Raw genomic sequence first — 15,195 nt, 5'->3', positions numbered from 1 at the left:
TATTATTCTACAGTGACTGACTTCGCCAGGTTGCGGGGCTTGTCCACATCCAGCCCTTTCAGCACGCCGATGTGGTATGCCAGCAATTGCAGGGGGATCACCGAGATGATCGGCGCTACCAGCTCATCGGCTTCCGGCACCACGATCACATCGTCCGCCATGCCGGGGATGATCTGGTCGCCTTCCGTGGTGATGGCGATCACCATGCCTTTGCGCGCTTTGATCTCCTGGATGTTGGACACGATCTTTTCATAATAGCTGTCCTTCGTAGCCACGAACACCACCGGCAGATTTTCGTCCACCAGTGCAATGGGGCCATGTTTCATTTCCGCGGCGGGATAGCCTTCCGCGTGTATATAGGATATTTCTTTCAGCTTCAGCGCGCCTTCCAGCGCCACGGGGAAGTTGTAACCGCGGCCGAGGTAAAGGAAGTCGCGGGCATCCTTGTATTTGTCGGCGATTTTTTTCACCTGTTCGTTCAGTTCGAGAGCGATGGCTACTTTGTCGGATACATCTTCCAGTTCGTCCAGCAGGTGCTGGAAACGTTGTTCGGTGATGGTGCCTTTTTCCACGGCTACTTTCAGGCCGATCAGGGCGAGCACTGCCAGCTGCGCAGTGAAAGCCTTGGTGCTGGCTACGCCGATCTCCGGGCCTGCGTGTGTGTATACGCCGGCGTGAGAAAGCCGTGCGATGGAGGAGCCTACCACATTACATACACCGAGAATGATGGCGCCCTTTTCCTTGGCGCTTTCCATCGCCACCAGCGTGTCCGCCGTTTCGCCGGACTGCGATACGGCGATGATCACATCGCCTTTGCCTACTACGGGGTTGCGGTAACGGAACTCGGAAGCGTATTCCACTTCCACCGGTATGCGGCACAATTCTTCGATCATGTATTCCGCTACCAGTCCCGCATGCCAGGAAGTACCGCAGGCCACAATGATGATGCGGTTAGCTTCCTTCAGCAGGTCTGTATGCTCGCGGAGGCCGCCCAGCGTGAGCTTGCCGGCTTTCGCATCCAGGCGGCCACGGAGGCTGTCGAATATCGTTTGCGGCTGCTCGAAGATCTCCTTCAGCATAAAGTGGTCGTAACCGCCTTTTTCAATAGCGGCCAGTTCCACGTCCAGCTTCTGGATGTAAGGCGTTTGTATTTCGTTGGAAATATTTTTCAGGATCAGCTCATCGGCTTTCACGATCGCGATCTCGTAATCATTTACATATACTACTTCTTTCGTGTATTCCACAATGGGAGAGGCGTCAGACGCGAGGAAGTGTTCGCCCTTGCCCACGCCGATCACGAGCGGGCTTCCCTTGCGGGCGGCGAGCAGCGTATCCGGATTATCTTCATCCACGATGAGGATCACATATGCGCCCACCACTCTTTTCAGGGCAATGCGCAACGCTTCTTCCGTGGAGCACTGATTGCTTTTTTTGATCTCCTGTATGAAGTGTATCAGTACTTCGGTATCGGTATCGCTGGTGAACTGGTGGCCTTTGTTCAGCAGTTCTTTTTTCAGCTGCGCGTAGTTTTCGATGATGCCGTTATGCACCATTGCCAGCTTGCCGTCGCCGGACAAATGGGGGTGCGCGTTGCGGTCGCAGGGCTCGCCGTGTGTGGCCCAGCGGGTATGACCGATGGCGAGTACGCTGTGCAGGTCTTTCCCTACTACATGGTCTTCCAGCTCCGCCACTTTTCCTTTCTTCTTATATACTTTGAGGTCGCCACCGTTGAGAAGGGCAACTCCGGCACTGTCGTATCCGCGGTATTCCAGACGTTTGAGACCTTTGATTACAACGGGATATGCTTCCCGTTTTCCTATGTAGGCTACAATTCCACACATGTTTGTAAGTGATTTTTGTGGTTAATCCCTGCAATATGGGAAAAAATGAGAGAATTTCCGCAAATGAAGGAGCGGAATTCAGATGTTGAAACATTAATTTGTCTAGTAACCGCCCGCGCGGAACGGATGGAGTAACTGATCATCGTCCCATCCATAGCGGTTTTTATATTTCACCTGCCGCAGCACTTTGTTGAATTGCTCGGCTGTTGTTTTGTCTTTCGTATAGCGGATATTGGTGAATTGTGTGAGTGACTGGTTACCGGAACTTTGCTTTTCATCATCAGGCTGCATACCACTGATACCGAGGTACCATGCATCATCTTCTTTCTGCCTGAACTTGTAAAGATATACGATCCCTTTTTTAAAGCGGTGTGTGGTATGTTGCTTGCTGAGCAGCACCACGGAGTCCAGCCTGATGTCGTAAGGAACAGCATCGTACAGCACGCTTTTGGCGATGGCTTCCTGCTGCTTCCAGGCCGAGGGAAATTTATCCAGCCGGTTAATGTCCGTCAATGCCTGCCATAAATGAATACGGTATTTCTCCTGCGTGGCTACACTTAACAGTATGCTGTCAGACACCGGCCATTGGTGGCGGAGGTACAGCTGCGCCAGCGGAATTTGCTGCAAGGGGTTGTTGCTGGCTTCGTAACGGGCGAAGAAACGTTCTGCGTTCTTATGCTGCCTGCGGTAGGGGAACAGCAGCACGGCGAATTCCTGCAGGGAAGTATTTTCATACAAGCGCGATCCTCCCGGATTGATATCGTCATCATCCTTGTCCATCCGGTTCTGCTCGCCTGCCAGTTCTTTTTGCACGGCTACGCGCGCATCGAACGCGATCTGGTTGATATACGGTTCATACACGGCCGGCCGGATCGCATTGCTGTCCACCAGTTCCGCCAGCAGGCCGTACACCGGGTCTTTGTAGTCCGTTAACGCCGTGAGTTTTAAAAGATCGGGGAAAAGCGTGGCCGCCAGCTGCAGGGAATCTTCCAGCACGGAGGTGATGGAGCTGAGGCTGTTATGATCGCTGAAGATGGGGATCTCCTGCATCACCAGTTCCTTCAGCAGGGCATGCCCTTCACTGGTCTGCTGTTTGGCGATGCTGAAGAGGATGATGTGCTGCAGGCTTGCCGTGTCGTTGGCCGCCACGTAGGCGTTCCGCAGGAATGGCAGGATCGCCGGATGTTGGATGTATCCCAGCTCGCGGATAAGATCTCTTTTGATCTCGAGATAGTTCTTTTCGGACGTGTTCCATCCACGGATCAGGTTGATGAGCGCGGGCGCATGTTCGTTCCGGTAGTTGGCCCTGCCGATGGATTTGCGGGCCTGTGCGCGCGTGGTGCTGTCCTGGCTGTGAAAATCGGCGATCAGCGCATCGCCTTTGCTGATGTAGATGGACCTGCCAAACAGCGTGTCCGCGGGCCGGAAAGAATCGAAAAAGGTTGTTATAAAAGACGAGGGGCCGTTCACCTCATCGATCACCGCCTGCAAGGTATATTGTGCGCCGCCGCGTACGATCACCTTCGCCAGCATGTTCCGAGAGCTGTTGGTGTCGCGCATTTTCAGCAGCAGGCTTTCCCAGCCGGGCAGCCGTTCAAAGCTGCGGGATGCGATCACATAATCACCATCATTGGTGAGGTCTTCTTCCTGGTTCTGCCAGAACTCCGCACTGTCTTTCGTGCTGTAGTATTTTGAAAACTTTTCGAAAGAAACTTTAACCTCTTCGCCGGTGGTATCTGAACGGAATACTTTGCTGCGCGTCTGGTAAAGATAATCTTCCTGTTCCTGTCTGCCGCCGGACATGGCTTCCACCAGGGCATCATCGTCGTTAGGCTTTACCGCGGTGTTAACGAGGAAGTAAAGGCTGGTGTCCGTATAGGGATGGAATGCCTTGTAATCCGGGTTGCCGGGTGTAAAGGAGTTGAAAAATTCCTGTACCGCTTTTTTATCATGCCTGTAGCGGGCTGACAGAATGAAGTATTGCGGGCCCTGCAGCAGGATGCGTGTTTGCGTGTAGCTGTTATCGTTATTCTGATTGACGATCTCCAGGCAGGGGTGGCCTTTATACCGGATGAACTGCCGGCTTTTCTGCTGTTTGATGAACGGTGACTGCTGGAAGCTCTCTTCCACGAAGCTGATGTCCGTGGTGTCTTCTTCCAGTATCTCGTAATCGGGAATGGCCTTGCGGATCACGAGAAAGCTGTTGCCGTTCTGCCGGTCCACCGCCTCATATTCCTGCCTTTTGCTCAGGCTGCGCAATGAGAAGTTGGAGCCGGATACAGGGGTATGCGGCACACGTACGGAGAAGCTGTTGTCCGGCGCGCGGTAGTTGGTCCATGCCGCGGACGCGAGGGGTTGCAGCCGGATGGATGACAGGAAGCGGCTGGCTTCCGCGCCTTCCACATAGTCGCCGGTGCCGCTGATCTTGAAGATCATCACTTCAAAGGGCGTGATGAAAATATTATAGCGCTGCAGATCGCCGCGGCGCGTTCTGTTGAGAATGTCAAACCCTTTGTAACCGTTATTGGTGATGGATTTCCGGGTGATGATCCTGCCGGGGATGTTTTCATAAAGGAGGCTGTCAACTTTGGCATATACGTCCTGTTCGCTTTGCCCGAGGCTGAGCGCGTTGGTGCGGATGCGGCTCACGAGGTAGTAAGCGCCGTTGGCGAGGTCTGCATACTGCAACTGGTTCAGCATGGTCAGGCTGCTGAAGTTGTAGAGCTTTCCGGGTAATTCCGCGCTGATCCATCCGTCTGCTGATGTATACGGGAAAAAAACGACGGGCGCTTTTATCTTTTCGATCTGTTCTTTCTGCTCGCTGTCCCGGTTCGTCATGGCAATGGGCCTTACTTTATACCCTGCCTTCCGCAGCATGTTGATAAGGCCGCGATCACCGGGCAGGTGCGCGGCGCCTACGCCCGCGAACAGGGCGTCTTTGCGGATAATGGAATCGATGGAGCGGAACATGTTCTCGTTACGTTTGTACAGGAACTTTTCAAGGAAAGCGGGGGAGGAGAACTGGTTGTTGGAGAGGGAATCCAGCATGTCCAGGTCCCCGCGGCGGTAAGCATCGTTGAGCTTTTCACCGGCATTTTCTATCCGTTCGGGTCGTTTATTTTTTTTATCGTTGGCGGCATCGCGGTAAGCTTCCAGCATCAGGCGCTCCGATTCCGCAAAGTTCTCCACGCCGGTAGCGCGTTTTCCCATTTTCTTTCCAACCTGGTAGATGTACATGTCCAGGAAAGTATCTTCCTCAAAATCTTCCTGCGCGGCGAAGGAACGGTACAGCAGGTGGTTGATCATTTCCGGGCGGTAGGTGAGCCCTGTCCGCAGAAGGTCCGAATAGGAGCCAATGGTAAAGGCATCTTTGGTCATCATGCCCGCGCTCATGTCCGTCATGTAACGGGAGCTGAGGCGGAGCATGCTGCTTTTGGAAAAATCTTCCTGCAGCTGCTGCGGATCTGTTTCCAGCGCCACAATGTCCGCTTTGCGGATGCAATGGTAGAAGGAATCGCTCAGGTGAAAAGCCAGCTTTGAGCTGACGTGCATGGTGCCGAACAGGTAAGAAGGCTTTTGCAGGCCATTGCCGGAAATCTCCCAGAGAAGGCCCTGGTATTGCTTTTTAGCTGTGGGTTTTGTTTGTCCTGCTCCGAGGGTGCTTGCTGACAGCAGCAGGCACGTCAAAACGCTTCTTTGCAAATAGTTCATAAATGGCTGATAGGGAATTTTGTGCAGTCAAATATACTGATTTACGGGCGTTGCAGGGCATCGGCCGGCTTGTTCACGGGCGTTGCGGCATGTGGCGCCTTCACTTGCGTTGCAGCACGTCCTCAAAAAGCTTCAGTATCCGCTTATATTCGTCCGTCCAGCTGGCCGGCTCTGTAAAAGCGTGATCTTCCACAGGGTATACAGCCAGTTCCCAGTTGTTCTTCCCCAGTTCTATCAGCCGCTGGCAAAGGCGTACAATGTCCTGGAAGTGCACGTTGGTATCCACCATGCCATGACACATCAGCAGGTGGCCTTTCAGCCCTTCCGCATAATAAATAGGTGAAGAACGGCGGTAGGCGAGAGAATCCGTATGCGGTTCGTTGAGGATGTTGGAAGTATAGCCGTGGTTGTAATGCGCCCAGTCCGTTACCGAGCGAAGCGCAGCGCCGGCTGCGAATTCATCCGGCGTGGTGAACATGGCCATCAGTGTGATGAAGCCGCCATAGCTGCCGCCGTAGATGCCGATGCGCTTCGGGTCTACGCCATGCTGCTGCGCCAGGAATTTAGCGCCGTCCACCTGGTCCGTCAGGTCTTTACCGCCCATGTGGCGGTAGATGCCGGTACGCCAGTCGCGGCCATAGCCCGCGCTTCCGCGGTAATCCATGTCCAGCACGGTATACCCCAGGTCTGTCAGCAGGTTGTGGAACATATATTCCCGGAAGTAGGTGCTCCAGAATTTATGCGCGTTCTGCAGGTAGCCGGCGCCATGCACAAATATCACAGCGGCGCCGTTCTTTTTAGATGCTTCTGGCAGGTAAAGCCTTGCCGGCACATCGGCATTGTCGCGGGCTTTGAAGGAGATCACCTGCGGCTCGCGCCAGGGGTAGGCTTTGAATTCGGCGGACTGTGCTTTGTCCGTTATCTGCAATGGTTTGGCGCCCGGCCTGTTTTCCTGGAGGTACATTTCCCAGGGTTTGTTGGAAGCGGAATAACGGTAGGCGATCCATTTTTCGTCCGGCGACATGCTAACGGTATGTGCGCCGGGCAGGCTGGTGATGCGTTCTGCTTTCCCGCCGCTCGCCGGCAAACGGTAAAACTGTTTTTCGCCGGGATGCACTTCATTGGTGAGGATGTAAAAATGCTTTTTGTTGTGTGCGAGCTGTACGTCCTGCACTTCATATTTTCCGCTGGTCAGCGCCTTTTTTTTGTTGGAGGAAACGTTATAGGTATACAGGTGCGAATAGCCGGTGGCTTCGCTCTGGAACCACAGCGTTTGTTCATCTATCCAGCCGATGTTGCCGGCATGTATCCCCGGCCCGCCGATCCACGCTTCATCGCGTTGCCTGTCCACCAGCCGGAGCGTACCCGTAGCGGCTTCCAGCAGCATGATCCACCGGTCTTTATTATCCTGCGAGCTTACTTCCACCACGGCATGCGTGCCCTTGTCCGACCATACCGGCTCACTGATGATCACGCCGCGCGGTTTTACTTTGCCGGTGTCATTCTTTGCATAATCCGGGCGGTCTGTAATACCGGGGATGGCGGCGGTTTTAACCGGCAGCACAGTATCTTTTTCACGGTCATACACAAAAGATTCAAAGCTGCCCTGCGGTGCGCCTACTTTTGAACGGCTCCTGATATCCTGCGTGTATCCGCTTTCCGTTACAAATGCGGGCACAATGGTGTGCTCGCTGCCGGACGGTGCGCGGTAGAGGCGGTAAGTGATGAAGCGGCCATCGGGACTGATCTCTACGGCGCCGAGACTTTTATCTTCCAAATAGAGGGGGCGCAGCTGCGGAGGTTTGGGCAGGCTGTTGCTGTAAGCGGTAGCCGCGTCTGTCTTCGCCTTTTTCTCTTTCAGTACTTCCATCAGTTCCAGCTGCTGCGCTTTGAGGAATTTTTCCTGCGGAGTGCTGCGCGCTTCTCTGGCAGCGGGTTTGCTGCCGGAAACGAAATCCGTCAGCTGCTCAATCGTTCCCGTTTTGATATCCCAGGTGAAAAGATCGCGCTGGCGGCGGAAAAGGATGCGGGTATCATGAAAGGCGAATGCTGCGCCGGATTCTGCTTCGGTGGTGTTGGTGATGCGCGTTTCCTTGCCGGACGAGAGGTCCAGCAGGAACACGTCGCCGAGAAAAGTATACACCAGCTGCGTTCTGGCAAGGTTGTAGCGGCCATAGTTCCGGGCGCTGATCCGTTGCCGTTCCGCCGGTTTTGTTTTAACGGGCGTATGGTTATTTAATGTGATGGCATACAGCGAATCCGCCGGCGCCTGTTCAGGGTTCCAGTTGAAATAAACCGTTTGTCCCTTCGGGCTCCAGGTCAGGTTGTCCGGCGAAGTGCCGATCCACTTCGGATCGCGCATGATCTTTTCAACCGTCAGCGGGCTGCTTTGCTGTGCAAAAGTCACGGAAGCCAGCAGCACGCCTGCCAGCGGGAGCAGTATTTTTTTCATATTAATAGTGAAGAATTTTATAATTTGTTGCAATATAGATAAACAACAGCGCATGATCGCAGGTAAAATGATAACCGGTGTAAGCCTTGTTCTGCTGCTGGCCGCATGCGGGAATATGGGACAGCGGGCGCGGGTGCAGGTTTCGGAGGACAGCACCTTTCTCACAGGCACTATTTATCTCGTGCGCCACGCGGAAAAAGACAAAGGGGAAGATCCTTCCCTCACGGCGGCGGGCAGAAAAAGGGCGGGCGCTTTGTACCGCCTGCTGAAAGATTCCTCCATCAGCAGAATTTACTGCACGCCTTATAAACGCAGTGTGCAAACCGGGGATTCCCTGCGCATTTTAAACAGGATCGACACGGCATTTTACAAACCGGACGCCACCGGTGAATCGCTGATCTACGAGATCAGCCGCCGCGGGGACTGGGGCAAGCACATCCTGGTGATCGCGCACAGCAACACCATGCTTCCCATACTGAAAAGCCTGAATGCCAGAACGAGAATGGATTCCATTGCGGATACCGATTACGGGAATATATTCATTGTACATAAAACGAGCGCTGCCAGCAAAGTGCAGCACATCCGGCTGCTGCTGCATCATGACGGCGATTCCTTACAGCAGTATCCCCCGCAGGAAGAGGTAAGCCACGGAAAAGTAGATCAGCAGCCCCGTCACGTCAACAAGCGTCGCAACAAAGGGCGCGGATGAGCTGGCGGGGTCGGCCCCGGCGCGCTTTAATATCAGCGGCAGCATGGAGCCGGACAATGTTCCCCACAGCACCACGCCTATCAGTGATACGCCAAGCGTGAGCGCGATAAGGATGGTATGTTCTCCGTAGGTATGAAAGAACTGGTTCCAGATAATGATCCTGATAAAGCCGATCAACCCCAGTACGCTGCCGAGCATAATGCCCGAAGCGATCTCGCGGCGCATCACCCTCCACCAGTCCTTGATCGTCAGCTCGCCCAGCGCCATGGCCTGGATGATGAGCGTAGACGCCTGGGAGCCGCTGTTGCCGCCGCTGGAAATGATCAGCGGGATGAACAGCGCAAGCACCACGGCTTTGGCGATCTCGTCTTCAAAATAGGTCATCACCGAAGCGGTGAGCATTTCGCCGATAAAAAGAATGATGAGCCAGCCCACCCGTTTTTTGATGAGGCTGAGCAGCGGCATGTCCAGGTAAGGTTCGTCCAGCGCCTCGGTACCACCGATCTTCTGCACGTCTTCCGTATGTTCTTCGTTGGCGATCCACAGCATGTCGTCGATCGTGACGATACCGAGCATAACGCCCTTGTCGTCCAGCACGGGGAGGGCTACACGGTTTTCAAGGCGGAACACCTGGATGGCCTCTTCCTGTTCGTCGTTCACGTGCAGGGCTACAAAGCGGTCGTCCATCAGGGAGCTGACAACCGTTTCGGGGGACACGAGCAGGAATTCGCGGATACGGAAGTCATCCAGGAGTCTGCCGTTGTTATCGATGATGTAAATAACGTCGATGGTTTCACTGTCCCGCCCGTACATGCGGATGTGGCTCAGCACTTTGGCTACGGTCCAGTGCTCTTTGGCGGCGATGTAATCGGGCGTCATGATACGGCCCACGCTGCTTTCGGGGTAGCCGAGCAGTGAGAGCGTGACCTTTCTTTCTTCGGGGTCCAGCAGTTTGATCAGCTCCTGCACGACCTGGCTGGGCAGCTCTTCCAGGAAAGCGGTACGGTCGTCCGGCGGCAGCTCGTTCAGCAGTTCCGCGATCTTGGCGGGCGGCAGGGCGCGGATGATCTCTTCCTGCGTGGGAAATTCAAGTATCCTGAAAACCGCGGTGGCGCGGCTCAGGCTGAGATGTTTGAAGATCAGCGGCGCGTGGTCCGGCTCTTCATAAACAAGTTCGGCAATGTCCGTGATCAGCTGGTCGTCCAGGAATATCTTCAGCTCCCCGGCATCCGGCGTTTTCACCAGTTGTTCGAACCGTTCCATTAATACTTCATTTTCCATAAGACCAATTTAGAGTATCTCCTGCACATGCCTGCGGATATTGGCGCTGATCATTTCCGTGGGCAGATCGTTCGCATCCTTGCCAAAAGGATCTTCGATCTCCTCCGCGATCAGCTCCAGGCTCGCCAGCACATAAAATATAAAAACGACCATCGGCACCACAAGGTAACCCAATCCGAATACGTATCCCATTGGCAGCGTCATCACGTAAAAGAAAATGAACTTCTTCAGGAACACGCTGTATGAAAAGGGGATGGGGGTATTTTTGATGCGTTCGCAGGCGCCGGAGATGTCCGTCAGCGCCTCGAGCTGGTGGTTGATGGTAATGAGCTGGTCGCCGGTGATCACCTGCTGGCGGTACAGTTCGTTGGCTTTTGCAATGATGAACGCGGCGATCTGGTTCGGCACATGTATGCCTTCCTGCAGGCGGGAAAGCTCTTCGGCGCTGAGGTTTTCCAGTTTGTCCACATGCAGCTCCCCGCGCAGATGGTCCTTCAGCGTATAGGCGAAGTTGGGGATCATATGGCGGAAATACGCGCGGGCCGGATGCCCCGCCGGCAGTACGCCCTGCAGCTTCAGGGCAAGGTTACGGCAGTTGTTCACCAGCATCCCCCATTGTTTGCGCCCTTCCCACCAGCGGTCATACGCCGTATTGGTACGGAATACCAGCAACAGGGAGATCACAAAACCCAGCAGGCCGTGCATGGCCGTAATATTCCGCAGATGGTCCTTTTCGGATAACTTGAACACTTCCAGCTCCAGCCAGGCAATGGCCGCTGAATAAAGCGCAATGGCAACGAACATGGGGAACAGCCGCTTGACCGTATCGGCCTTGTGAATACGGAATATAAAGGTAAACCAGTCCTTCGGGTTATAATTGATCATACGCACAAAAATAACATCTATTATGATTCACAGGAATGGCCGTTACGAATTGATATTTTGATAACCACAAAGTTTAGTGTTACTTTACGCCTTCTTTTTACCAGTGACATATGATCAAGCCGTATTTGTACATTAACAAGACCAAAGAAAAAGGCCGCGGTGTTTTCACCAAGGAACGTATTCCCGCCGGAACGCTCATCGAAATATCCCCCGTGCTGGTATTGTCTAACAGCGATACGCAGATCGTGGATAAAACCAAGCTGCACAACTACATCTTCCTTTGGGGTGTACGCGAAACCCGCTCCTGCATTGCTTTGGGCTTCTGCTCCATTTACAATCACGATTACGAGCCTAATTGTGAATATGAAATGGACTTCGACGCGGATACCATGGCTATCAAGACCCGCCGCGATATCAAAAAAGGCGAGGAGCTGACCATCAACTATAACGGCGATATCACCGACAAATCACCTGTTTGGTTCGACGTAAAGCGTAAATAAAAAATCCGGCCGGTATGGTCAGGATTTCTTAATATTGTAAAATATATAAGCACTTATATATTTTTACTATGAGCTTTTATCCTTCACTTGGTTATCTCATTTTCGGCAGCCGGCTCCGGCGCCTGAGCGAGTACTTCCTGGCAGAGGTGAACAAAGTGTACGCCCGGGCGGGCATTGCCTTTGACGCCAGCTGGTTCCCCTTGTTTTATTTATTATCGGTGAAAGACAAGCTGACGCTGATGGACATTGCCACCGAGCTGGAAGTGTCCCATTCCGCCGTGAGCCAGCTGGTGACCAACCTGAAAGGCAAGGGGCTGCTGAAGACCAGCCGCTGCGAAGAGGATGGCCGCCGCCAGTGGGTGGTGCTGTCCAGAAAGGGGGAGGAGCTGCTGAAGCAGGTGCTGCCGGTATGGAAAGGGATTGAAGCGGCGATGGGTGATATGGTGATGGAAAACAAACAAAGCAGCAGGATACTGGAAGCGATCGGGGCGCTGGAAAGAGCGGTGGAAGCGGAGCCGCTGGCGGAGCGGATATTGCGGGCGATGCCGGTGGAGAAATGATCAATACCAAAACAATCTATTTATACATCATGAGCCAGACATTCAAATACGGACAAGACCAGCTGACGGTAGCCACAGCACTGGAACTCGCTGCAGGCCGCATGCAGGGCGTGCTGACGCCGGAGGTGATGGCGCGCGTGGAAGCCAGTCACGGTCATGTGCAGGCCATTGTAAAGGAGCATACCGTTGTATACGGCATCAACACCGGCTTCGGGCCGCTGTGCGATACCCGTATATCGGAAGCGGATACACGCGCCCTGCAATACAACATCCTGCAAAGCCACAGCGTAGGCGTGGGCGCTCCCATCCCCGAAGAGATCGCAAGACTGATGCTGATCACCAAAGTACAGGCATTGGCGCAGGGTTATTCCGGCGTGAACCCCGCCACGCTGGAACGCATCCTCTGGCATATAGACCGGCGGATCACACCACTGGTGCCGGAGAAAGGCTCTGTCGGCGCTTCCGGCGACCTCGCACCCTTGTCACACCTCTTTCTGCCGCTGATAGGGCTGGGCGAAGTATGGTACGATGGAAAGCGGATGCCGGCTGCGGAAGCGCTGCGGCAGGAAGGCAAAGACCCGGTGGTGCTGGGGCCAAAGGAAGGGCTGGCGCTCATCAACGGTACGCAGTTCATTCTTTCCTTCGCGGTGAAAGCAGTGGAACGCCTGCACAATGCTTTGGAAGCGGCGGATATCATCGGCGCCATGTCCCTCGAAGGATTGATGGGCACGGCCAAGCCCTTCGACCCGCGGTTACATGCTATTCGTTCATATGCGGGTAACCAGCTCGTAGCGCACAGGCTGGAAGCATTGCTGCGTGGTTCGGAGATCATGGCGTCGCATGTGGACTGCGGCCGGGTGCAGGACCCGTACTCATTGCGCTGCATGCCCCAGGTGCACGGCGCTTCCCGCACCGCCTGGAAGCACCTCGAAGAACTGACCGCTATCGAACTGAATGCTGTTACAGACAATCCCATCATCTTTTCGGAACACGATACCATCAGCGGCGGTAATTTTCACGGGCAGCCCATGGCGTTGCCGCTGGATTATGCCACTGTGGCGGCGGCGGAGCTGGGGAATATAGCGGACCGCCGTTGTTATATGATGATCGAAGGGCGGTACGGACTACCCAAACTGCTCATCGAAGACGCGGGGCTGAATTCCGGTTTCATGATCCCGCAATACACTACGGCGGCGCTGGTAACGGAGAACAAAACATTGTGTTTCCCCGCGAGCGCGGACAGTGTGCCTACGTCTTTAGGGCAGGAAGACCATGTGTCCATGGGCTCCATCAGCGGCAGAAAGCTGCTGCAGGTGATCGGTAACCTGGAATACATCCTGGCGATAGAGTTGCTGTATGCCGCGCAGGCCATAGATTTCAGGCGGCCGCTGCAATCCGCAAAGGTCATTGAGGCATGTCATCATTATGTCCGCGAAAAAGTTTCCTTTGCGAAGAAAGACCGCGTTTTTGCGCATGACATTGCCGCGCTGCATGCTATTATTACCGATCAATCACTTATTCGTGTGGCCGATACCGTGGCCACGCAACACCAGATCAATTTAAACGGACCGTATGAAAAACAATTCCAGCTTTCTTGATACTTATGCGGCGCACCCGCACTACAAGGCCCCCCGTGGCGCCGACCTGCACGCCCGCTCCTGGCAAACGGAAGCACCGCTGCGCATGCTGCTCAATAACCTCGACCAGGAGGTAGCCGAGAACCCGGACGAGCTGGTGGTGTATGGCGGCATCGGCCAGGCGGCGCGCAACCGCGAAGCATTACAGCAGATCATCCGCGTATTGCTCACTTTGGATGAAGACCATTCTCTGCTGGTGCAATCCGGCAAGCCGGTGGGCATCGTGCGCACGCATCCGCAGGCCCCGCGCGTACTGCTGGCGAACAGCAACCTCGTGCCCAAGTGGGCTACCTGGGAACATTTTAACGAGCTGCGCGCGAAAGGGCTGATGATGTACGGGCAGATGACGGCGGGCAGCTGGATCTACATCGGCACACAGGGCATCCTGCAAGGCACTTACGAAACCTTTGTGGAATGCGGCCGCCAGCATTTTAATGGCGACCTGAAAGGCAAGCTGCTGGTAACGGCGGGGCTTGGCGGGATGGGCGGCGCCCAGCCGCTGGCCGCCACGATGGCCGGCGCTGTGTTCCTCGGCGCGGACGTTGATCCGTCACGCATTCAGAAACGCATCGATACAAAGTATATCGACAGGATGACGCATTCCTACGAAGAGGCGGTACAATGGGCGAAAGAAGCACAGGCCAAAGGGGAAGCGCTGTCCATCGGTCTTGTCAGCGATGCGGGCGATCTCCTCGAACGCCTCATCAACGACAACATTACGCCGGACATCCTCACGGACCAGACCTCCGCGCATGACCCCGTGAACGGATATGTGCCGGACGGGCTCACCCTGCGGCAGGCGGCCGACCTTCGTGTAAGCGACCCTGTTAGCTATAAGCAACGCTCGCTGAAAAGCATGGCGCGGCATGTGCGCTACATGCTGGAATTGCAGCGCCGTGGCGCGGTCACGTTTGACTATGGCAACAACCTGCGGGAGTTCGCCCGTGAAGGCGGCGAACCGGATGCGTTCAATTTCCCCGGCTTCACGCCGGCGTACATCCGCCCGCTGTTCTGCGAAGGCAAAGGGCCTTTCCGCTGGGTGGCGCTTTCCGGTGATCCGGAAGATATTTATACTACAGACCGCGCGCTGATGGAGGCGTTCCCGGATAACAAGCCTTTGCTCAACTGGCTGCGGAAAGCGCAGGAGCGGGTGGCGTTCCAGGGCCTGCCGGCGAGGATCTGCTGGCTTGGCATGGGAGAACGCGAAAAGGCGGGGCTGATATTCAACGAGCTGGTGCGCACCGGCAAAGTGAAAGCGCCGATCGTGATCGGGCGGGATCACCTGGACTGTGGGTCCGTGGCCTCTCCCAACCGGGAAACGGAAGCGATGAAAGATGGATCGGACGCTGTATCTGACTGGACGTTACTCAACCTGATGGCGAATACCGCGGGCGGCGCTACCTGGGTGTCTTTCCACCATGGCGGCGGCGTGGGCATGGGATATTCGCAGCATGCGGGCATGGTGATACTGGCGGATGGTACGGAACGGGCGGCTGCCTGCCTGCAAAGAGTGCTGCACAACGATCCGGCGCTGGGAATCTTCCGGCATGCGGATGCGGGGTATGAAAGAGCGCAGGAGTGGCTGGAGCGTTTTCAGTTAGGGCTTTAAAATATATTCG

10 protein-coding genes are annotated in these 15,195 nt (G+C 55.0%); 5 read left to right on the top strand and 5 right to left on the bottom strand.

All coding sequences use genetic code 11. The features are described 5' to 3' along the window. Positions 1 to 2: 2 nt before the first annotated feature. The 3 genes from glmS to CCY01nite_RS00200 form a co-directional block, all read right to left on the bottom strand. Positions 3 to 1,841 (bottom strand): glutamine--fructose-6-phosphate transaminase (isomerizing), encoded by a 1,839-nt coding sequence (gene glmS, locus CCY01nite_RS00210; protein ID WP_146857293.1) that lies wholly within the window; start codon positions 1,839 to 1,841, stop codon positions 3 to 5. Between the two features lie 102 nt (positions 1,842 to 1,943). Continuing rightward, positions 1,944 to 5,552 carry a TraB/GumN family protein gene (locus tag CCY01nite_RS00205; RefSeq protein ID WP_146857292.1) on the bottom strand — a complete coding sequence of 1,203 codons (3,609 nt, stop codon included), beginning with the start codon at positions 5,550 to 5,552 and terminating at the stop codon, positions 1,944 to 1,946. 100 nt (positions 5,553 to 5,652) lie between these two features. Then, positions 5,653 to 8,004, bottom strand: coding sequence for a S9 family peptidase (locus CCY01nite_RS00200; RefSeq protein WP_146857291.1), 2,352 nt, complete (start codon positions 8,002 to 8,004; stop codon positions 5,653 to 5,655). Positions 8,005 to 8,056: 52 nt separating this feature from the next. On the opposite strand from CCY01nite_RS00200, the gene CCY01nite_RS00195 reads away from it, so the two are divergent. Then, positions 8,057 to 8,713, top strand: coding sequence for a SixA phosphatase family protein (locus CCY01nite_RS00195; protein WP_186830831.1), 657 nt, complete (start codon positions 8,057 to 8,059; stop codon positions 8,711 to 8,713). Here CCY01nite_RS00195 and mgtE read toward each other — a convergent pair. Together mgtE and CCY01nite_RS00185 are read right to left on the bottom strand one after the other, a co-directional pair. Next, positions 8,618 to 9,994 (bottom strand): magnesium transporter, encoded by a 1,377-nt coding sequence (gene mgtE, locus CCY01nite_RS00190; protein WP_146857289.1) that lies wholly within the window; start codon positions 9,992 to 9,994, stop codon positions 8,618 to 8,620. The two genes, CCY01nite_RS00195 and mgtE, sit on opposite strands and share 96 nt — an antisense overlap. A 9-nt stretch (positions 9,995 to 10,003) precedes the next feature. Beyond that, positions 10,004 to 10,879, bottom strand: a complete 876-nt coding sequence (locus CCY01nite_RS00185) for a bestrophin family protein (RefSeq protein WP_146857288.1) — start codon at positions 10,877 to 10,879, stop codon at positions 10,004 to 10,006. Positions 10,880 to 10,989: 110 nt separating this feature from the next. On the opposite strand from CCY01nite_RS00185, the gene CCY01nite_RS00180 reads away from it, so the two are divergent. The 4 genes from CCY01nite_RS00180 to hutU all read left to right on the top strand — a co-directional run bounded on the left by CCY01nite_RS00180 (position 10,990) and on the right by hutU (position 15,185). Next, positions 10,990 to 11,379: an SET domain-containing protein gene (locus tag CCY01nite_RS00180; protein ID WP_146857287.1), complete on the top strand. Its 390-nt coding sequence runs from the start codon at positions 10,990 to 10,992 to the stop codon at positions 11,377 to 11,379. A gap of 68 nt (positions 11,380 to 11,447) precedes the next feature. Continuing rightward, positions 11,448 to 11,939: a MarR family winged helix-turn-helix transcriptional regulator gene (locus tag CCY01nite_RS00175; protein ID WP_146857286.1), complete on the top strand. Its 492-nt coding sequence runs from the start codon at positions 11,448 to 11,450 to the stop codon at positions 11,937 to 11,939. Positions 11,940 to 11,968: 29 nt separating this feature from the next. Then, positions 11,969 to 13,537 carry a histidine ammonia-lyase gene (hutH, locus tag CCY01nite_RS00170; protein ID WP_146857285.1) on the top strand — a complete coding sequence of 523 codons (1,569 nt, stop codon included), beginning with the start codon at positions 11,969 to 11,971 and terminating at the stop codon, positions 13,535 to 13,537. After that, positions 13,512 to 15,185, top strand: coding sequence for a urocanate hydratase (gene hutU / locus CCY01nite_RS00165; protein ID WP_146857284.1), 1,674 nt, complete (start codon positions 13,512 to 13,514; stop codon positions 15,183 to 15,185). Before hutH ends, hutU begins: the two co-directional genes overlap by 26 nt. The last annotated feature ends 10 nt before the right edge of the window (positions 15,186 to 15,195 follow it).

Source organism: Chitinophaga cymbidii, from assembly GCF_007992715.1.
Taxonomy (GTDB): Bacteria; Bacteroidota; Bacteroidia; order Chitinophagales; family Chitinophagaceae; genus Chitinophaga; species Chitinophaga cymbidii.
This window is presented reverse-complemented; position numbering and strand designations above follow the sequence as displayed.